The organism is Synechococcus sp. CC9902 (genome assembly GCF_000012505.1).
Lineage (GTDB): Bacteria > Cyanobacteriota > Cyanobacteriia > PCC-6307 > Cyanobiaceae > Parasynechococcus.
In genome coordinates this window covers 2,185,075-2,203,940 of sequence record NC_007513.1, presented here as the reverse complement: position 1 = coordinate 2,203,940, position 18,866 = coordinate 2,185,075, and the positions used below count along the sequence as shown (strand labels likewise).

At 52.5% G+C, this 18,866-nt stretch carries 22 protein-coding genes; 7 read left to right on the top strand and 15 right to left on the bottom strand.

All coding sequences use genetic code 11. The annotated features are described in order from the left end of the window. Positions 1-45 precede the first annotated feature (45 nt). Positions 46-1,101, top strand: a complete 1,056-nt coding sequence (locus tag SYNCC9902_RS11630; protein WP_011361029.1) for a 3-deoxy-7-phosphoheptulonate synthase — start codon at positions 46-48, stop codon at positions 1,099-1,101. A 65-nt stretch (positions 1,102-1,166) separates the two neighbouring features. Here the strand turns inward: SYNCC9902_RS11630 and SYNCC9902_RS11625 are convergent, their stop codons facing one another. The 4 genes from SYNCC9902_RS11625 to SYNCC9902_RS11610 all read right to left on the bottom strand — a co-directional run bounded on the left by SYNCC9902_RS11625 (position 1,167) and on the right by SYNCC9902_RS11610 (position 6,422). Next, the gene (locus SYNCC9902_RS11625) at positions 1,167-1,817 is read right to left on the bottom strand and encodes a diacylglycerol/polyprenol kinase family protein (RefSeq protein WP_011361028.1); all 651 of its coding nucleotides are present in this window, start codon (positions 1,815-1,817) and stop codon (positions 1,167-1,169) included. A gap of 5 nt (positions 1,818-1,822) precedes the next feature. Then, positions 1,823-2,809 carry an RpoD/SigA family RNA polymerase sigma factor gene (locus SYNCC9902_RS11620; RefSeq protein WP_011361027.1) on the bottom strand — a complete coding sequence of 329 codons (987 nt, stop codon included), beginning with the start codon at positions 2,807-2,809 and terminating at the stop codon, positions 1,823-1,825. A gap of 192 nt (positions 2,810-3,001) precedes the next feature. After that, the gene (ppk1, locus tag SYNCC9902_RS11615) at positions 3,002-5,143 is read right to left on the bottom strand and encodes a polyphosphate kinase 1 (protein ID WP_011361026.1); all 2,142 of its coding nucleotides are present in this window, start codon (positions 5,141-5,143) and stop codon (positions 3,002-3,004) included. A gap of 46 nt (positions 5,144-5,189) precedes the next feature. Continuing rightward, complete coding sequence (locus SYNCC9902_RS11610) at positions 5,190-6,422, bottom strand: tetracycline resistance MFS efflux pump (protein WP_041425599.1); 1,233 nt, start codon at positions 6,420-6,422, stop codon at positions 5,190-5,192. A gap of 46 nt (positions 6,423-6,468) precedes the next feature. Between SYNCC9902_RS11610 and SYNCC9902_RS11605 the strand changes: the two genes are divergently transcribed. Continuing rightward, complete coding sequence (locus SYNCC9902_RS11605) at positions 6,469-6,930, top strand: GNAT family N-acetyltransferase (RefSeq protein WP_011361024.1); 462 nt, start codon at positions 6,469-6,471, stop codon at positions 6,928-6,930. Here the strand turns inward: SYNCC9902_RS11605 and SYNCC9902_RS11600 are convergent. After that, positions 6,897-7,967, bottom strand: coding sequence for an anthranilate phosphoribosyltransferase family protein (locus SYNCC9902_RS11600; protein WP_011361023.1), 1,071 nt, complete (start codon positions 7,965-7,967; stop codon positions 6,897-6,899). The two genes, SYNCC9902_RS11605 and SYNCC9902_RS11600, sit on opposite strands and share 34 nt — an antisense overlap. 78 nt (positions 7,968-8,045) lie before the next feature. Continuing rightward, on the bottom strand, positions 8,046-8,210 hold the full coding sequence (locus tag SYNCC9902_RS11595) for a hypothetical protein (protein ID WP_011361022.1): 165 nt from the start codon (positions 8,208-8,210) through the stop codon (positions 8,046-8,048). Positions 8,211-8,410: 200 nt separating this feature from the next. Here SYNCC9902_RS11595 and cynS point away from each other — a divergent pair, with 200 nt between their 5' ends. Then, complete coding sequence (cynS, locus tag SYNCC9902_RS11590; RefSeq protein ID WP_011361021.1) at positions 8,411-8,851, top strand: cyanase; 441 nt, start codon at positions 8,411-8,413, stop codon at positions 8,849-8,851. Between the two features lie 65 nt (positions 8,852-8,916). Here cynS and SYNCC9902_RS11585 read toward each other — a convergent pair whose 3' ends face one another. The 4 genes from SYNCC9902_RS11585 to SYNCC9902_RS12915 form a co-directional block, all read right to left on the bottom strand. Next, a complete protein-coding gene (locus SYNCC9902_RS11585; RefSeq protein WP_011361020.1) occupies positions 8,917-9,639 on the bottom strand; it encodes a HEAT repeat domain-containing protein in 723 nt (240 codons plus the stop codon). A gap of 6 nt (positions 9,640-9,645) precedes the next feature. Continuing rightward, positions 9,646-10,533 carry a formate/nitrite transporter family protein gene (locus tag SYNCC9902_RS11580; protein WP_011361019.1) on the bottom strand — a complete coding sequence of 296 codons (888 nt, stop codon included), beginning with the start codon at positions 10,531-10,533 and terminating at the stop codon, positions 9,646-9,648. Between the two features lie 273 nt (positions 10,534-10,806). Next, positions 10,807-12,348, bottom strand: a complete 1,542-nt coding sequence (locus tag SYNCC9902_RS11575) for a ferredoxin--nitrite reductase (protein WP_011361018.1) — start codon at positions 12,346-12,348, stop codon at positions 10,807-10,809. Between the two features lie 254 nt (positions 12,349-12,602). Continuing rightward, positions 12,603-12,818: a hypothetical protein gene (locus SYNCC9902_RS12915; protein ID WP_071818419.1), complete on the bottom strand. Its 216-nt coding sequence runs from the start codon at positions 12,816-12,818 to the stop codon at positions 12,603-12,605. A 27-nt stretch (positions 12,819-12,845) separates the two neighbouring features. Between SYNCC9902_RS12915 and SYNCC9902_RS11570 the strand changes: the two genes are divergently transcribed. Both SYNCC9902_RS11570 and cobA read left to right on the top strand, forming a co-directional pair. Beyond that, on the top strand, positions 12,846-13,508 hold the full coding sequence (locus SYNCC9902_RS11570) for a hypothetical protein (protein ID WP_011361017.1): 663 nt from the start codon (positions 12,846-12,848) through the stop codon (positions 13,506-13,508). Next, entirely contained in the window at positions 13,496-14,290 is a 795-nt protein-coding gene (cobA, locus tag SYNCC9902_RS11565; RefSeq protein WP_011361016.1) for a uroporphyrinogen-III C-methyltransferase, read from the top strand. Before SYNCC9902_RS11570 ends, cobA begins: the two co-directional genes overlap by 13 nt. Here cobA and moaB read toward each other — a convergent pair. After that, positions 14,268-14,801: a molybdenum cofactor biosynthesis protein B gene (moaB, locus tag SYNCC9902_RS11560; protein WP_011361015.1), complete on the bottom strand. Its 534-nt coding sequence runs from the start codon at positions 14,799-14,801 to the stop codon at positions 14,268-14,270. The genes cobA and moaB overlap by 23 nt on opposite strands. Between moaB and SYNCC9902_RS11555 the strand changes: the two genes are divergently transcribed. After that, on the top strand, positions 14,788-15,084 hold the full coding sequence (locus SYNCC9902_RS11555; RefSeq protein ID WP_369776152.1) for a MoaD/ThiS family protein: 297 nt from the start codon (positions 14,788-14,790) through the stop codon (positions 15,082-15,084). The two genes, moaB and SYNCC9902_RS11555, sit on opposite strands and share 14 nt — an antisense overlap. Then, complete coding sequence (locus SYNCC9902_RS11550; protein ID WP_011361013.1) at positions 15,077-15,523, top strand: molybdopterin synthase catalytic subunit; 447 nt, start codon at positions 15,077-15,079, stop codon at positions 15,521-15,523. Before SYNCC9902_RS11555 ends, SYNCC9902_RS11550 begins: the two co-directional genes overlap by 8 nt. Here SYNCC9902_RS11550 and SYNCC9902_RS11545 read toward each other — a convergent pair. From SYNCC9902_RS11545 to SYNCC9902_RS11530, 4 genes are all read right to left on the bottom strand, one after another. Next, a complete protein-coding gene (locus SYNCC9902_RS11545) occupies positions 15,520-16,359 on the bottom strand; it encodes an NAD-dependent epimerase/dehydratase family protein (protein ID WP_011361012.1) in 840 nt (279 codons plus the stop codon). The genes SYNCC9902_RS11550 and SYNCC9902_RS11545 overlap by 4 nt on opposite strands. A 61-nt stretch (positions 16,360-16,420) precedes the next feature. Further along, a complete protein-coding gene (gene glp, locus SYNCC9902_RS11540; protein WP_011361011.1) occupies positions 16,421-17,671 on the bottom strand; it encodes a molybdopterin molybdotransferase MoeA in 1,251 nt (416 codons plus the stop codon). Beyond that, entirely contained in the window at positions 17,655-18,137 is a 483-nt protein-coding gene (gene moaC / locus SYNCC9902_RS11535; protein WP_011361010.1) for a cyclic pyranopterin monophosphate synthase MoaC, read from the bottom strand. Before moaC ends, glp begins: the two co-directional genes overlap by 17 nt. Further along, positions 18,137-18,832 (bottom strand): carbonic anhydrase, encoded by a 696-nt coding sequence (locus SYNCC9902_RS11530; RefSeq protein WP_011361009.1) that lies wholly within the window; start codon positions 18,830-18,832, stop codon positions 18,137-18,139. The genes moaC and SYNCC9902_RS11530 overlap by 1 nt, the downstream gene beginning before the upstream one ends. Positions 18,833-18,866 lie beyond the last annotated feature (34 nt).

The window sequence follows — 18,866 nt, the reverse complement described above, 5'->3', positions numbered from 1 at the left end:
ATCGAATGCCGATGCGTAACCTTGGTTTCATCTGGCTTTTTGGTTATGGCCACCACTTCAGATCTGCATGTGGTGGAGACCCGTCCTTTGGTCGCACCCGCTTTACTGCATCAAGACCTGGCGCCTGATGCGAGCGCTCTGAACACCGTGACATCAGCGCGGAAGCGCATTCAAGCGATCCTTCGTGGGGATGATCAACGATTGCTGGCGGTGGTGGGGCCGTGTTCCGTTCACGATGTTGCAGCGGCGCGGGAGTACGCGGAACGCCTGGCTCCGATCCGAGAGCGTCTCAAGGATCGATTGGAAGTTGTGATGCGGGTGTACTTCGAGAAGCCGAGAACAACTGTTGGTTGGAAAGGTCTGATTAACGATCCTCACCTTGATAGTTCCTACGACATCAATACAGGTCTTCGTCGCGCTCGTGCACTCCTGTTGGATTTGGCCCATGAGGGCATGCCTGCCGCAACAGAGTTGCTAGATCCTGTTGTCCCTCAATACATCGCTGATTTGATCAGTTGGACCGCGATTGGCGCTCGGACCACTGAAAGCCAAACCCATCGGGAGATGGCCTCTGGATTGTCGATGCCGATTGGATACAAAAACAGCACAGATGGCAGTGCCACGATTGCTATTAACGCGATGCAATCAGCGTCTAAGCCCCATCACTTTCTTGGTATTAATCGAGATGGACAGGCTTCAATTGTGAGTACAACTGGTAACCCTGATGGACATCTTGTGTTGCGTGGTGGTAACCGAGGTAGTAATTATCACGTTGATGCTGTCACTGAGGCCGCGGCTGAACTCAAGAAATATGGTCTAGAAGACCGCTTAATGGTTGACTGCAGCCATGCTAATTCCAATAAGGATTTCCGTCGTCAGTCGGATGTATTGGCCTCGATTGCTGATCAATTGCGCTCCGGCTCAAAGCATTTGATGGGAGTGATGATTGAGAGTCATTTGGTTGAGGGAAATCAGAAAATACCGGCAGATTTGTCGCAACTCACCTACGGGCAAAGCATTACGGATGCTTGCATTAGCCTTGAGACGACAGAAAAGATTTTGAATGACTTGGCAGATGCTGTTGGGGCTTGCCAGAAATAGCTTCAATTCTTTGAATGAAGCAGATTGAGTGATTTGAAGGCGGATATTTTTAGTGTGTTATTGAGCTATGGAATTAACGCTGACCATGCAAGGCCTACCCCTAAGGGGACGGTGAGATTGTCCAGTCCTCGCATGCTGATTTGCTCTAGGCCTGTTGCCCCTAATCCAATGGCAATCGCAATCGGCAGCGAGATTATGTTGCTCGTGACATTAGACAGGATCATGAGCACCAGTATTGAAACCATGGCCATGGTTGCGGTGCCACCAATCGATTTCGTTTGCTTAAAGATGATCCATTGAGGTGTCTTGAGTTGCCGTCCGATGAGTCCTGCGAGTCCGTCCCCCAGGGCCATCACCAACACTCCGGCGGTGACGGCATCGGGGCGATGTGGCCAAAACAGCACCAATAAAACTGTGATGGCAAAGCCATAGGCAATCGTGCCGTAACTGTTCCGATCAACCTCTTCAATGGCAGCGATGAATCGCCATTGATGATTCATGGCAGTGATCAAGGTGATGACTGCCGCACAAGGAATTGCAACGACTGCAGGAATTGCAAAAAGCCAGGCCAGGGGCACAACTGCCCCCGTACCGATGTGGATGACCTTCCGGCTGAGTTCTTGTTGATGGGGCCAGAGCTGACGTGATGTCAGCGCTAATCCCACCACAAAGACCAACCAGATCACAATGATGAGAGGCCCGCCGAATGCTGACAAAGCAATCAGGCGGCTTGCTGATGGTTCGTCATTGTGCGGAGTTTCAAAATTGCTTTCGCTTCCAACTGACGCACGCGTTCGCGGGACACGTTGATCTGTCGACCGATTTCCGCAAGGGTTAACGGCTCTTCTCCTCCGAGACCAAAACGCAGTCGAAGAATTTTTTGTTCGCGCTCATTGAGTTGAGAGAGCCAGCCACCAAGATGTTCCTTCTGGATGCTGCGATCCATGCCTTCCATCGGCTCTTCCCCGTTGGGATCAGGAATGAGTTCACCAAGAGTGCTGCGGTCTTCTTCACCTCGGGCATGGGCATCGAGGGATGCGCATGGTGCACTTTGGGTGATCAGATCTTCCAGTTCACGAGGTTCAATACCCATGGCACTGGCCAGCTCAAGCCGGTTGGGTTGACGGCCAAAGCGATGCGACAGCTCCCGAGAGATCCGGCGCATTTTTGATAATTTCTCGCTGATATGAATCGGTAGTCGAATCGTTCTTGCGCTGTTATCAATGGCGCGCGTCATGCCTTGGCGTATCCACCAGTAGGCATAAGTTGAAAACTTGTATCCCATGGCCGGATCAAATTTATCGACAGCACGCTCGAGGCCAATCGCTCCCTCTTGAACGAGGTCGAGCAATTCCAAACCTTGGTTTTGATACTTCTTGGCCACGCTCACAACCAGTCGCAGGTTGGCTGCCATCATTCGATCGCGGGCACGTTTTCCCATCCGGATCTTGTGCTTTTGTCGCGAGGTGAGTTCCTCTTGGGGCAACTCTTTGAGCTGTTTCATGTCTTGGACATGATGGGCGAGCTCAATTTCTTCGGCTGCGGTGAGCAGTGGAACGCGTCCAATACTGCTCAGATAAAAGCCAATGGAGTCTGTTGCCAAGCGTCCACTTTGACGTGAAGCTGAGCGACGTCCGGTGGACGGCAAAGCAGGTTGCTTCCGGGTCGACTGAGTTGTCGACTTGGAAGTCTCCAGAGGGATCCCCATCACCCTGGTCTCCTATTAAATTTGCTCAGAATTTAGCACTACGTTTGAACGGTAACTGAATTGAATTGGAAGAATTTCCGGAATCAATATTTCACGACTTGCCCTTATTCAAGGCTTTGAAAAGCTGGATTTCACTAGAGCAAAAAATAGTCTGTAGCTAAAATCACAGATTACTTATTGTTTCCTTGCGTTTTACTGCCCTGGGTGAAGTCCTCGGCTCCACAGGCTTGTGAGTTGAATTTGGGAATTGCATTCGGGCTGATCATCTCCTGGCATGCGTTGCGTGAAGCTTCCATCAGCGTGCATATCCCAAGCACCTCGATTGTCTTGCATATAGAGGTCGAGCAAGCGTTCAAGCTTGCGACGTAAAGCAGGTTCTTCAATCGGTGTAATGGCTTCGACGCGCCGATCCATGTTGCGTGTCATCCAGTCGGCGCTTCCGATATAAGCCTCTGGCTCATCACCATTGGCAAACCAGAAGATGCGTGAATGTTCCAAGAACTGGCCCACAATACTGATCACTTGGATGTTGTCGCTAAGCCCTGTGCGGCCAGGAACAAGACTGCACATGCCGCGAATAATGAGTTCAATTCGAACTCCAACTTGTGATGCCTCATAGAGCAAGGAAATGATATCTGGATCGACTAAGGAATTCATTTTTGCTCGAATCACTCCTTGTCGACCTGCCTTGGCGTGATCGATTTCGCGGCGGATGAGAGATTCCATGCCCTTTCGTAGGGTGACTGGGGCCACCAGGAGCCGCCGAAAACTTTGTTGTTTGGAGAAGCCCGTGAGGTAGTTGAATAACTCCACTAGGTCTTTTCCTAGCTCCGGACGTGTCGATAAAAGCCCAAGATCTGTGTATAGCTTTGATGTTTTTGAGTTGTAGTTTCCAGTTCCGATATGAACGTAGCTCTGGAGTTTATCCTTTTCTTTGCGAACAACAAGCACGATCTTGGTATGTGTTTTGAGTCCTAAAACTCCATAGACAACGTGCACTCCAGATCGCTCTAGATGCCTCGCCCATTGAATATTGTTGTCTTCATCAAATCTGGCTTTCAACTCCACCAGAGCCATCACTTGTTTTCCATTTTCTGCAGCGCGAATAAGGGCCGCAATGATTGGTGAATCGGTTGAGGTGCGATAGAGGGTCATTTTGATCCCCATCACTTTTGGGTCGTCGGCCGCTTGGTTGATGAACTCTTCAACTGTTGTTGAGAAGAGGTCGTAGGGGTGATGCAACAGGATGTCCTGTTGACGCATCACAGAAAAAATAGTTTCAAATTCTTCTGGTTTAATCGCACCTTCGTCAATCAAATTTTGCTGAGTTCTTGCAAGGGTGCTTGGTGTTTGTCCAGTGTGAGACTTGCTTTTTAGTTTTGAAATCGGCAGACCTGTTAGGCCAAAGAGATCATCGAGTCCTAAAGGACCATCAATTTTGTAGAGATCGTCCTCTTCAACATTGAGTCCTGTCATCAGCATATCGATCACATCATCTGGCATTTCATTGGCAACTTCTAAGCGCACAACCTCGCCACCCATTCGACGTTTTCGAAGACCTTGTTCAAGGGCAAGCATTAAATCGTCTGCTTCTAAATCCCTAAGTTCAAGGTCGGCATCACGGGTGACTCGATAAAAATAATGTCCTTCAATGGTCATGCCAGGAAACAGCAATTCGAGATTGAAGGCGATCGCCTGTTCTACAGGAATTGCCGTGTGGATTGGTTGCGGATTGTCATTGCTGAGTTGCGATGGAATGGCCACAAAGCGTGGGAGATTTTTTTTCGGAACTTTGATCCTTGCCAGTTGCCGTTGGTCAGTTTCGGGATCTCTCACTACCGCTGCCACGTTCAGGCTGAGGTTGCTAACGAATGGAAATGGATGGGCGGGATCGACAGCCAGGGGGGTGAGAACCGGAAAGATCGAGGTTTGGAAATAGTCATCAACCCAGGCGCATTGGGGTTGATTGAGTTGCGCGTAATCAAGCAGTTGAACGTTGTTATCTTTTAATTGCTGCTTTAGTTGGTATCGGTAGTGTTCTTGCTGTTGCTTTAAAAGTGGTAATAAATGCTCGCGAATCGTTTGAAGTTGTTCAAAAGGTGTTTTGCCATCTTCGCTTGGTGTGCTGATCCCAGCTTCTACTTGTGACTTCAGAGATGCAACGCGCACCATGAAGAATTCATCGAGGTTATTGCTAAAAATTGCACTGAATTTGGCTTGGTCTAGTAATGGAGTGCGCTGATCGATCGCTTGGGCTAAGACGCGCTGATTAAAGGCAATCCAACTCAGCTCCCTATTGATGTATTGATCTTGGCTTAGGGCAGCTGCGCACATGGGGCGAAAGGATGAAGAGCCAACGCTGAGTGTTGAAAGGTAGCAATCAAGTGCTCAGTTGAAGGTTTTTGGTGAGTGGACTTCTGGCCACTAGTGCGATGACGATGACGAGGAGTGATGCGGCGAGTACGAAAGGGCTGGTCGGGCCAAGAAGGTCGTAGCTGATTCCTGCAATCGGTGGGCCTAAAAAACTTCCCAAACTTTGCAGTGCTTGCAAGCTGCCGAGTGCCGTTCCTTGTCCTTCACTGCTGAGTCGTCGTGAAACCAGGCTTCGTAAGCTTGGGGTGACGAGGCCGGTTCCAAGGGCCAGGATCCCGACTGAGCAGAAAATGGCGGGCGCTCGATCGGCTGCTCCGACGGCTGGAATTAACAGGCAACCCGCGATCACGAGGCCAAGTCCGAACAGGGTGAGTTTCCATTCACCAAAGCGTTGGACCAATGGACCGATCAAGCCTCCCTGGACGACTGTCGCTACGACACCAACAACGAGAAAGGCTGTTGTGGCGAGCTCTGGCCCCCAATCGAAGCGTTGCTTGAAGTACAGCACCAGGATCGCTGTGAAGCCGTTGAAGGCAAGGAAGAACAGAAAAAATGCGCCACAGAGTCGTCCAACACTCGGGTTGATCAGAACCTGACCAATGCGACGAAATGGATTGAGGTCTCGGCGTTTTGGCAGATTTTGTCTTTGCTCAACCGGGTGGGTTTCGGGGAGCAACGTGAGAACGACACCCAAGTTGAGACAAGCGAAGCCGGTGGCAACCCACAGGGGGAGTGGAACGGCGATTTGTGCCAGTTGTCCTCCGAGGAAGGGTCCCAAAATGAAGCCGAGGCCGAAGGCCACTCCGATGAGGCCAAAGGTGCGGGCCCGTTGTTCCGGGGAGCTGATATCGGCCAGAACCGCTGAGGCGGTTGCTGCTGTCCCTCCGCTGATCCCGTCGATGACGCGTGCGCTGAATAACAAGATCAAGGGCCACAAACTCGCTTCTGGCCAGGGCAGGCTCAGGGTTAGTGCAAAGAGTCCAAGTCCAACGACGGATCCCCCCACGCAAATGGCAATCACCGGTCGTCGGCCATAGCGATCACTCAAGGCACCGATGAGTGGAGTGACGAGAAATTGGGATAATGCGTAGCTGCCCGCTAAGAGCCCCAGCGTTCGCCCATTCGGCGCGAACTGCGCCAGTAGAAAAGGAAGCAGAGGAAAGACGATGCTTTCGCTCAGCCGATCGTTGAGCAGCGTTAAAAATGCGCTCAGCAGAGTTGGTATGCGAGGACGCTGCAAGTCGACCAGTGGTCGGAGGAGACTCACATTCCCACAGGCCCGTCCTATGGCCCTGCGCCGGATCGTTCCAGGCGATCATTCTCTCTTGCGCGACATCTACGCCGATTCGATTGAGTCACAGGCTGGGCTGCTCTATTCGGAGCAGCAGATTCAGGCTTGGGCGGCGCTGGCGTGGTTGCCGGGGATTCTGGATCGCACCTTTCAAGAGGGGTCTGGTTGGATCAGTGGTGAGGACGCTGCGTTTGCGATCCGCTACCCATCAACGCGATTGGCGCTGTTGTATTGCCGAGGGTCAGCGGCGCGCCAAGGCCATGCCTCTCAACTTTTGGCGCAGGTGGAAGAGGACGCGCGTGGCCATGGCATCGATTGGCTCACCACGGAAGCCAGCCAATTCAGTCGGCCCTTGCTTGAACGCCGTGGCTGGTGGGTGGTGGCACCAGAAACCATTGCGATTGGCGGTGTGGAATTTGAGCGCTATCGCATGGCCAAGGCCTTGCTCCACGCCTGAAGTTGATGCAAGGCCGTTAGCGCTGTGCCGCCTTCGAGGGCTTCTTGCGCACGTTCAAGACCAGCCTCGAGGGTTGCACTCTGACCAGCAAACCAGAGATAGACCCCAGCATTCCAACGCAAGGCACTGAGCAGGGGACCACTGTTGTTGAGCGCTTCAAGGGCCTGTTGGGCCCAGGTTGCAGGATCGGTCCATTCCAGATCTGCTTCATAGCAGTCGTGGTCTCGCGGGTGAAGAATTAAACGTTGTGCGTGACCGCCATCAACCTTTGCGGTGATGCAGGCGCGCCCAATTGGCAGGTCGGTTCCGCCTTCTAAGCCTTTGACGGTGACCACCTGGGCTTCTTCCGCAAGGCGGAGTGCTTCCCATGCTCGACTTTCGGTTGGAGGGTGAACAAAACCGCTGATCAAGAGGTGTGCGCCTTGATGAGGGGTCCAGAGCAGCTCAAGGCTGGCGACGGGGGGTCGTTTGCCCAATTCTTCGCGATAGGTGATCAAGCTCTCGGCGATAGCGAAGTGATCGGGTTGATGCACCAACGCGAAGCCGTTGGTTTGCAGCCCGTCTTGCACTGTTTCAAGGGGGAGTCCGCTCAGCTCCACGCCTAATTCTCGAAACAGATCGATGGCGGTCACGCCATATTTGATTGGCATGCGATTCCCGCCTTGGAGCACCACGGGTTGACCTAACGCCAGAAGCACCAACGTTGTGAGGGGATAGATGGGGGCGGTCCGGGTGCGTCCATCGAAGGGCATGCAGAAGCACACCGGCGGAGTCTGGCCAGCTTTGGATTGGAGTTTCGGCCCAAGGTGTCGATACGTGTCCAGCATTCCCGTGAGCTCCTGCGGCTCAGGGCGACGGATGCGATGGGCAATCAGAAAAGCGCCGATTTGAGCGGGGGTTGCTTCCTGCTGAAGCATCAGATCGAGAGCTTCTGCAGCTTCTTCACGACTCAGACCTTTGCTGGTGTGTTCACCGCTGCCCACCTTGCGCAGGTGGTTTTTGAACCGTTCTTTGCCGGAACCCTCTGCGATCGTCAAACGGGGTTCTCCAGATGATCAGAGTGTTCTGCAGCAATGACCCACCAAGATGTTGCCGTTGTTACTGATTGGCCACTCTTAGCTAAAGGTTGTTAAGCCTTGAAAACTTCCATGGTTTGGATGTTCAGGGTGGTGACGTCCATCGGCGTAGTACAGGCGTTCGAGCACCAAGCTCGTCAACGTTGCATTGTCGGATTTCTGGCTGCCCAGCAAGGAAGAAAGCGACCGCAGTAGTTGGCTCATGTTCTGTCTTCGATCTATATCTATATTCTCTACTGAAATGGTTCAGCCACGTTGTGATCAAAGCTGCAAAAAACGTCTCTATTTTTGTAGCAGCGGTTGCATATCTTGGCTTAGAAGGACGCAACAGTTACTCAACTGCTCAGACGTTCCTTGAAAGGGATGCAATTTTTAGTGCAGTGTGATGTTCCTTTGTATTTTTCATGACTGTTTCCATGACTGCATCGTTGATGGCGGCCAAAAAAGCCAAAGGCCTCAGTTTTGCTGACCTTGAGTCTGCGATGGGACTGGATGAAGTATGGATCGCTTCATTGTTTTATGGCCAGGCCACAGCGTCCAAAGAAGAAGCAGAGAAGTTGGCTGGTCTTTTGTCACTCGATGCTGCCACAACTGCTGCAATGCAGGAGTTTCCTGTGAAAGGGAGCTTGGATCCTGTTATTCCCACTGATCCTTTGATTTATCGTTTCTACGAGATCATGCAGGTGTATGGAATGCCCCTAAAAGATGTAATTCAAGAGCATTTTGGTGATGGTATTATGAGCGCAATCGACTTTACCCTTGATGTTGATAAAGTTGAAGACCCCAAGGGTGATCGCGTAAAAATTACAATGTGCGGAAAATTTCTTCCCTATAAAAAGTGGTAAATTGTTTAAGATAAGAGTACTTTATATCTTATTTTCAAAGCCTGGCAAATGCCGGGCTTTTTCTTTCAGAATTGTTGGGCGAGCTGTTGGCAGGCCATTGTTCGACGATGTTCATTCTTCAGTGATTGGCTGATCTCCAGCAAGCAGCGTTGACTGGTTGATGTTCCAATGCAGCCAAGAGCGCGTATTGCTGCTTCGGCAATGGATTCAGAATCAGTTTCAGATAGCTGGGAGAGTCGTTCAGCAATGACGACACCATCGCGGCGTTGAAGTAAACGAATCGCAGCAATCACCACGGGATCACGAAAGTCCTGCAGGGCTGGCTCGCAAAGATGGAGAAGGTCCTGATCACTCAACGTGTAGGCGCGAAAGATCAAAAGTTGCAATCCAGCAAGCCGTTGTTGCTGCGCTGGATGATTAAGGCAATCCACCACAATGTTCTGGGGCACATCGGCACCCCAGCACGACAGTGCTTCCACAAGACTGAGCTGAAGAGCATCGTTGTGCTGTTCATCGTTATGGAGTTGTTGAACCAGCCAATCGCGAGATTCAGGTTGGTGGCAGAGCCCTGCAGCCATGACTAAATCTGGCGTTAGGCCATGCTGATCCAACAACAGTTGGATGATGGGCCAGCCTCGTTCAGCGAACATCCCTAGTTTTTCGCAGACCGCTCGACGCAGATCAATCGAAAGGCTGGGGGAGTAAATCTCCCCCAGCCAGGAAGGCTCTACAGGAGCCCGTCTTGATTGCGCGAGTCGTTCCCAAAGAATCGACTCGTCACTGTGCATGGTTCGTCAGCGGGCACCAAGCTCGGCTGCCAGTTCACGCTCTAGTTTGTCATCGTGCTCGGTGGGAAGCACGTTTTCCATGGTGGTGCGATGGGTGCTGTAGAAGAGCATTCCAATAAACACCATTCCACCAATGATATTGCCGAGGGTAACAGGAAGGAAGTTCCAGAAAATTACTTTCGTAAAAGGCACTCCAGATCCAAGAATTGGACCAGCTGTATGTAAAAACTGATTCACCACAATGTGCTCCATTCCCATTGTTTGGAAAGCCGTGATCGGCAGCCAGCAGGCAAGAAGTTTGCCTGGAACGCTTTTGCTAACCAAAGCCATGGTGACGCCAAGACACACCAACCAGTTCGCAACAACACCGCGGAGGAATGCGAGGAAGAAACCCATGCTGCCCAGCGCTTCGTACTTTTTCTCAACGTTAATTTGATTGAGAGCAACGATTTTTTGAGCAACCAGGTCCCAAATTGGAGGTCCAATGTTGTCTGCTGCCGCATCCATCGAACCGCTGGTGAGGCTGATCGCCATGATCAGCGCCACAACAGCGGTGCCAATAAAATTACCAATCCACACCCAAGTCCAATTGCGGAAAGTAGCGCCCCAGGTGCTCTTGCCCGCCCAAGTTGCCATCGGAAGTAGAGCAAAGTTTCCGGTGACGAGCTCCATGCCAAAAAGCACGATGCTGGCGAAACCGAAAGGAAAGAGTAAAGAGCCAACAAACGGCAATTTAGTGAGGATTCCAACTGTGAGCGCAAGAATCACAGCGAGTCCAAGAATCGCGCCGGAGTAGAAGCCACGAATCAGCAAATTTTTAATGCTGACTGTTGCTTTTTTGCCGCCGGCAGTAATCATGCCGTCGACAAGTTCATTTGGAAGAACGTAATCCATAGATTTGTGGTGATATTAATTGAGTAAGGTCGCGTTAATTAACCGCTAATGCGGTTCATAAAGCGTGAAAAAAGATCTGAGTTTCCGCCTCCGCGAGATATGGCGCTCTTGTCTGGTCCGCTGGAGCTCAGCCAGTTAACGAAACGCGAGAAGAGATCGTTTTGGAAAGCCATATTGATGGTTGAAAGAGATGGAAAATGAAGAGTCCTTGGGTGGAGCCGTGGCTTCATAAGAAAGCGCCACGATCAAGACCGGAGGATGTTGGATTGGTGCCTAAGTTTTTGCGGTGGCACCGAATTGTTCGATTAATACGTTTTTCAAGACCGATTTGATTTCTTCAGCTGGTACAGCTTTTTGATGGAGCTCACCAAGCGTTGGGTTGGCTCCTTGTGAGCCGCCAATGGTGATGGTGTACCCCTCACCCATTACACCATTGCTATTTTTTGCTTTGGTTCCAGTGAGGCCGATTGCACCCATGTAGGCCTGGCCACATGTATTTGGGCAACCTGTCCAATGAATTTTCAGTTCTTCCGGAAGATTTAATTCCGCATCCAACTCCTTGGCTGCTTTGAGAGCCTGATCCTTGGTGTTGGTAAGTGCAAAGCTGCAATAGGTACTGCCTGTGCACGACACCGTGCCTGCTGCAATGCTGCCAGGTTCTAATGGGAAGCGTAGAAGTAGAGGATCTTCTTTTAGGCCATCAATGGTGTCATTTGTGAGGCCCACAAGAATGACATTTTGGTCTTCAGTAAGACGGATTTCACCGCTGCCATATTGCAGGCTAACGGTGGCGAAATCATGTAGATCTTGTGCTGTTAAGCGTCCAACGGGAATGTGCAAGCCTGCAAAGGAAAGACCTTCTTGTTTTTGTGGATGAATTCCATAATGAGAACGGGGCTCGGTATTAAATACAGAACCTGGATCAGGGATCAGTGGCCCAAAGCGTTCTTCCACCATTGCCCTGAAGGCATCGAGTCCGACTTCATCGAGATACAAGCGGAATCGGCCTTTTGGTCGTTTGTCACGCTCACCGTTGTCACGCCAGATCTTGATGACTGCTGCAGTCATGTCACAAATCTGGTCGGGTTTTACCCAAGCATTCAGTGGAAGTGCATAAGCATTCAGTTGTGAGGAGAGGATTCCAGCAATCCAAACTCCAAATCCCATTACGCCGTTATGTTCTACGGGGTGAAAAATAATGTCGTTATGGAGTAAAAAATTATCTTTTGAGCCTGCAACTGCGGTGTTCCATTTGCGTGGAAGGTTGGAGAATTCTGGGTTTCCTGCGCAATTGTTTGTGAGGAAGTTTTGAAGTTCAGTTGTGTATGGGCGTGTATCGACAATTTCTTGTGGATCGATTCCCGCTAGTGGATTGCCAGTGACATTGCGAGGGTTGTCGAACCCCGACTGGATCGAACTCAAGCCTACTTCTTTTAAGCGTTTGAGAATTTCAGGAAAATCTCCAAGCAAGACACCACGGAGCTGAAGATTCTGGCGTGTTGTGATATCGCAGCTTCCATTCTCTCCGTAACGCTCAACAATTGATGCAACGACCCTTAGCTGTTGAGACGACAACACACCGTTTGGAACTCTGAGTCGAAGCATGAACTTGCCCGGCGTTTTGGGGCGCCAAAACATGCCGTACCACTTCAGTCGGAGTTGTAAATCTGTCTCGTCTACTTTCTCCCAACCCAGCTCAGCAAACTGATCAATTTCGGTTCCGATGAGTAGGCCGTCCTTATCGGCTTTTTTTTGCTCAATCTTGTTCAGTTTCTTGCCATCTAGATAGGGCTTGGATGGGGAGCTGGCTGTCATGTGATCTGTCGTATAGAGGGATTAATTGCTTGAATTAGGAATGCTTATCGGGAAGCTCATTTACGTATTTGGCAAAGCATCTAGATCAGTTGTTGTGCCGGACTCACACAATTAACCGTGCGTATCCCTTTCAGTCGGTAGCGAATTAGACCGTTTGACTTTCGCCTTCAACTTGCTTCATTGCCCATGATTTTGGTTGCTTTGGCTACATCTTGTGGCTGGCGTGGAGACGTAGAAGGCAGCTTGTCGTTGGTTCAGTATTGGCGTCCTATTTCGCCAACCATCCGAATCGCTCCGGCTCGGACCATCTGCCAGACGCGTTTCATGGCGGCAATGTCTCGATCCAGCTCACTGGGAACTCGAGGCTCGTCGGAGGGGTAGCGCCTGCGTTGGACGAAGTCCCTATCGGAATGGCTCCGATACGACTGGCTCGTCAATGGAGCACGATCGGTGTAGCGACGGCGCGTCATGGATTCGACAGCGGAGATACCAGGCTGATGACACCAGGGGACCTGGTAGTTGATCCGTGGCCGTTGTTACGGAATCGTTCTTCTGCTTCGCAGCAGTTTGCGATTCGGATGGTTGTGCATGGTCGTGCGGGTGGAGTGGTGCCGTCGTGTTTGTCGTCTTTTGTCGACGAGCTGCAGGGCAAGCGCTCAGCACCCGTTCAACTGCAAGCACTCACGGCAGAAGAGTGCCCACTGGCTCCGGATTATCCACTTCTTTTGCTTCCGTTGCTTCTTTGGCCTGGGGCCCATGCGAGAGCTGATGTGCCGGCGATTCGTCAGCGCTTGTGTACCGACGGCGCGAGGGTCACGATGTTGCCCTTTCTTGGTGCATGGCCTCTTTGGTGGGGCCTGGTGGCGTCTTCTGTTCAGCGTCAACTGGAGCCAGGTTCTGTTTTGGTGCACCACCCCCTGCGAGAAGGGGTCGCTGATCGTTTTTTAACGATGTTGTCGGTCTCTTTGACGCTTCCGTTGGTTTCGTTCGATCGCTGGCCTGAGTATCAGACTCAGCACGCTGATGCTCGACCAATTCCTCTTGCACTTGCGCCCAATCGGATGACGGAGTCGTTGCGTCAGGTAGGTGCCCCACCACCGCTGCTGGAACACTCCTCGATTCGTGAGGGCCTTCTCGATTTGCTTGCATGCTTGCCGTGACCGAATCCAAGCCAGGAACTGTGTATTTAGTGGGTGCTGGCCCTGGTGATCCTGAACTGCTCACGCTGAAGGCCCATCGCTTGCTGACGCGATGTGATGCCTTGGTTTACGACTCCCTAGTGCCCAAGGAAGTGCTTGATCTCGTTCCTCCGCATTGCGAACGCCAATTCGTTGGAAAACGACGCGGACATCATTCCGTGCCACAACCCAGCACCAATGCAGTGCTTGTGGACATGGCAAAACGACACGAATGCGTTGTGCGCTTGAAGGGTGGTGATCCGTTTCTGTTTGGTCGTGGCGGTGAAGAGGCTGCATATTTGGCAGCACGCAATATTCCTGTTGAAGTCGTTCCAGGAGTTACGGCTGGGATTGCGGCCCCGGCCTATGCCGGAATTCCTGTCACCCATCGCAGATCAGGGTCGTCGGTGACCTTTGTCACCGGCCATGAAGAGATTGACAAACGCAGGCCCTCTGTTGACTGGCGTGCCCTGGCGAAGGCCAGTGATGGACTTGTGATTTACATGGGGCTTCACAACTTGCCCAAAATCGCTGAAGAATTAATTGCGGGTGGCCTTGCGCCAACAACTCCGGTTGCCGTGATTCAGCAAGGCACCGTGGAGGGCCAGCGGTGTCTCAAGGCTGCGTTGTCGGAGGTGGCTGTTGCGACGCGAGAGCAGAAGTTCAAGTCTCCTTCGATCGTGGTGGTGGGAGACGTGATTGATCAGCAGGTTGAGGCCTGTCGGCCCCAGCCTGCTGCGGTCACGATGCCGATTCCTTTTTGACTCGCATTGTTGCGGGTTCCCGGAGTCGAGATCGAAGTTGGGCCAGATTGCAAGGCCTTGTGGTCTCATCGAGCTGAGAGCGAATCAGTTTCGTCCAGGCGGTTTCGACCGCATCAAGGGAGCCGGGAAGTACGAATACAAAAGTGCCATTGGCAACACCAGCAAGACATCGGCTTTGCAACGTGCTGGTGCCAATCGTCTCGAACGACAACACACGGAAGAGCTCCCCGAAACCATCGATCGTTTTGTCTAAAAGGGGTGTAATTGCTTCGGGAGAACCATCTCGTCCCGTTAGGCCAGTACCACCACAAGTGATCACGACATCCACGGCAGGGTCTGCAATCCAACGGCTGAGTTCCGCTCGAATGATGTAGCGGTCATCGGGGCAGAGGCAGCGTTCACTGAGACGATGGCCCGCCGTCTCCAACCGCTGCTGCAGCAAATCCCCACTGGGATCATCCGCGAGGGTTCTGCTATCGGAGATGGTTAAAAGTGCGATGGCCAAACTCACGCGCTGGCAGCAAGTGATTTGGACGCTAGAACCGCATCAGTCGGTTTTGGCCTCTGTGCTTCGGGTGCTGTTGTTCGCGTCATTGCGAGATCGTGCTGGTTGGGAGGAGCGAAGCATCCCGGTCTCAGAAGCCGGAATCACAGCAGCCCAGGTGTGGGATCAGTTGGAGCTCGGTCCTCTGGAGTCTGTCTGTGTGGCTGTTAACCAGGAGTTGGTTCGATCAGATCAGCCCCTCCGAGCTGGTGACGAATTGGCCTTTCTTCCACCCTTTACCGGTGGTTGAAATCGGCCAGGATGATTCCATTCAGGTGCAAATTCAGCCTGATCCCTTTTCCGCTTTTGAGGCGTTGGAGGGTTGGGCTGGAGCTGCGGCTGCAAGTGCAGTTTTTCTTGGACGGGTGCGTCCGCAGACGCTTGATGGTGAGCCTCTACAGGCGTTGGAGTTGCAGCATTACCCGGGTTTTTGTGAGCGTCAGCTTTTGCAGTTGGCTCGAGAACAGCTGCAGCACCACGGAGCGATGCGCGCGTTTGTCGTCCATCGCGTTGGAACTTTGCTACCCGGTGAGCTCATTGTTCTAGTGGCCGTTGAGGCAGACCGCCGTGGTTGTGCTCAGCGTTGTTGTAGTGACCTTTTAGAAGCGTTGAAGCATCAGGCACCCTTTTGGAAGAGGGAGTGGTTTTCAGATCAAGGCACTTGGTTGAGTGGGAATACGCCGCTTTAAAACGTCGCTTTTGGATGCTTGAGGACGTAGCCGAGTGCATGGAGACGAGTATTTCGAACGCGACGACCACTGCTTGCGGTTTTGGGATCATCACCCCATCGAATCGGTTCGAGTCCTTCGCTTGAGAGGGTTCTGTCGATTAGATCCGCTATGCGGATCGGTTGATCGTTGACGACATTGATGACACCACTCCACATCTCGGTCATTGCAGCCTTGATGGCACCTGCTACATCATCGACGTGGACCCAATTGGTGAATTGTTGCCCACGTCCAGGCCGTGTCTGTCCGGCGAGGTTTTGAAAGCGGTCTTTGAATTCACGACCTGGACCGTGCAGAGCGCCAAGGCGAAGAATGCAGACCAGACGAGATGGTTGATGGATCGCTTGGAGCAGAGATTCACTGTCTACCAACACAGCGCCATGACCATTGCCGGGGTTAGTCGGCGTTGATTCACTGACCCACTCTCCCTGTGCGTCGCCATAGACCGAACAGCTACTCGTATAAATGATTTGACGCAGTTGTGGGAGTTGCGGGAGCAAGCTCGTTAGGCATTGGAAGCTGTCGATAAAGGTGTTTCGATAGCCATCTTCATCCACTTGACGATCCCCCTTAGGCCCAAGGCAGAACACAGCGATCTCTGCGTCGGATAAGGCTTGTTTGAGGGAGATTGGATCAGCGGCATCGCAGATCTTCACTTGATCAGCAAGAGGTTGTAATTCCGCGTATCGCTCTTCCCTTGTTGTGGTGAGAGTGAGGGTGAGTTGCGATCGCTCAGCTTGAAGTTGGCGCGCCAGGGCGAGACCGACAAAGCCACAACCGACGATCGTGAGATGCATGCCGGCAACGTTCTTATCGCTCAGGTTAGGCCTGGTAACAGGCTTGAGGTGGTGGACGACTTCAGAACACGGTTCGTCGGATCAATTGTGCCCATAGCTGCTCCCCGGGCTTGAGGTGTTCAGCTTCTGCTGGCAGTTCGAGGAGTAGATCCGCGCCCTCAAGGGATCCGATCCGTGAGGAAGCCTGCGATCCATTCAGTCGTGCCAGCAACTGGCCTGAAGAGCCGACGTCCAACTGAGCCCGTGCCAGTTCGGGGCGACCGGGGCGACGCTGGAGCTGATCTGCGAGTTCGACACGCACGCGTGGGAACAGTTCGGGCGTGGCTTGGCCTTCGATGGTTTGTAACGCAGGCCAGAGCAGCTGGATGGCGGTTATGGCTGCGGCGACCGGATTTCCCGGGAGACCGAAGAACGGGACGCCGTCCCCGAGGCTGCCGAAGGCAAAGGGACGCCCTGGCTTGAGGAATAGCTTCCAGAACTCGACGACACCAAGTTCGGCCACTAGCGGTCGAATCCAGTCGCTGTCTCCTGCTGAGACGCCACCTGTGCTGACGACCACATCGCATTGCTTGCTTAGATCTTGAAGCGTTTGGCGGAGTGCTTGGGGTTCATCAGCGACAACGGATTTCTGCACTACGTCTTGGCCAAGCAGTTGAAATAGTGCGATGAGCAGCGTTCCATTGCTCTCCCAAATGGCTCCTGGTGGTCTTGTGGTTCCAGCTGGCACCAGTTCGTCACCACTAATGATGAGGCCGATCCGGGGTTGTTGATACACCAAGAGTTGGGCAACGCCGCAACTAGCCAGACGCCCGAGGAGTGCTGGGGTGAGGCGTTGGCCTGGATTTAAAAGGCAATCTTTGGCTTTGCATTCCTCATCGGCTGCACGGATCCATGGGTTGTCAGATGCGTTGCCTTTAAGGGTGAGTTCCGTATCTCTTGTGCTCACAAGTTCCTGCGGCAGTACCCATCCGGCCCCGGGGGGTAATGGGGCCCCTGTGAGAATTCGGATCGCTTCTCCGCGGCTTAAAGAACCTTGGAAAGGAGCACCTGGTGCGGATCGCCCTTGAAGTGTCCATTGGTCACCTTGTTGCGGTTGCGTGTGCTGACCAAGTGCGTAGCCATCCATCACTGAGGCTCTAAATCCAGGCACAGCCTCCAGAGCAACAACAGGTTCGGCATTGACGCGACCCAGCGCTTGGTTCAGTGCAACGGTTTCGGTGTTATGGGTTGGCGTGATGGCTGAGAGGATTTTTTTTTGCGCCTCCAAGAGCGGCATACCTTCGATGCCGTAGGGCTCAGCGGTTCCAGACACCGTTGCGTCCCCCTGACTTGTGGATGAGTTGAATCGAACCAATCGTCATGGCTGGATCGACCGCTTTAAGCATGTCGTAGAGGGTGAGTAGTCCGACGGACACCGCAACCATGGCTTCCATTTCTACGCCGGTCGGCCCAGTGGTCCGACATCGGCAATTCAGCCTTAGTCCAGGTAGGTGTTCGGCGGGTTGGATGTCGACGTCCATTCCGCTCAAGGAAATTGGATGGCATAAGGGAATGAGTTCCCAGGTGCGTTTGGCGGCTTGGATTGCTGCAATTCGAGCCACAGCTAATACATCACCTTTTGGCGTTTCTCCGCGGAGAATTAAGTCAAAGGTTTCTCTATCCATTTGGATGCTGCCTTGGGCATGTGCTTCCCGAAAGGTGGAGGGTCGATCTCCGACATCCACCATGTGCACGTCGCCTTTGCTGTTGAGGTGGCTCAGATTGCGGTCGCTTTGCATTAGATCAAGGTCACTGCACCTGTTTGGAGATCGAAGTAGCTCACGACCAGCTTCAAGGCGCCTGTGGCTTCCGCTTTACGCAGCAAAGGGCTGTTGTCTCTCAAGGTTGTGGCTGTTCCCAGAGCATTGCTACGCACGGCTGCTGCTAAGTCAGTGCTATCCGCGATTTGAGAGCGGATTGGGGTGATCAGGCGTTCCAAAGAGGGGGTTAACGCAGCCTCTCCCATGGCCGTTGATATGGCGCCACAACCGCTATGCCCCATCACCATTACGAGGGGTGTTTGAAGAATGCTCACGCTGTATTCGATCGAAGCGATTGCTGCATCAAAAGCAGTGTTGCCCGCGCTTCGAATTACAAAAAGTTCTCCAGGTGTGGTGTCGAAGATCCAGCTAGGAGAGACGCGTGAGTCAGCACAAGTGAGCAGAGTGGCCCAGGGATGTTGCTCGTTGATCAGCGTTTGTGGAGCGTTGAAGCAGCGGTTGTTTTGGAGTTCGCTTCCGAGATTGGTGGAGGGGTTGCGACCTGCCTCTTGCCAAGCATTTGAGAAGCGGTGGTTGCCCTCCATCAAATTCTTTAAGGGATCTCGCGGTTGACAGGATTCCTCGGTTGAAGCCGCTGCAGATTGCCCGCCGATGAAGGCTGTGAAGGCCAAACCTGCAGAGGTTTCGAGCAGTTTTCGGCGATGCAAGAGCATGCCAACAGACTATTAAATCGAGTCTGTTTTTAAG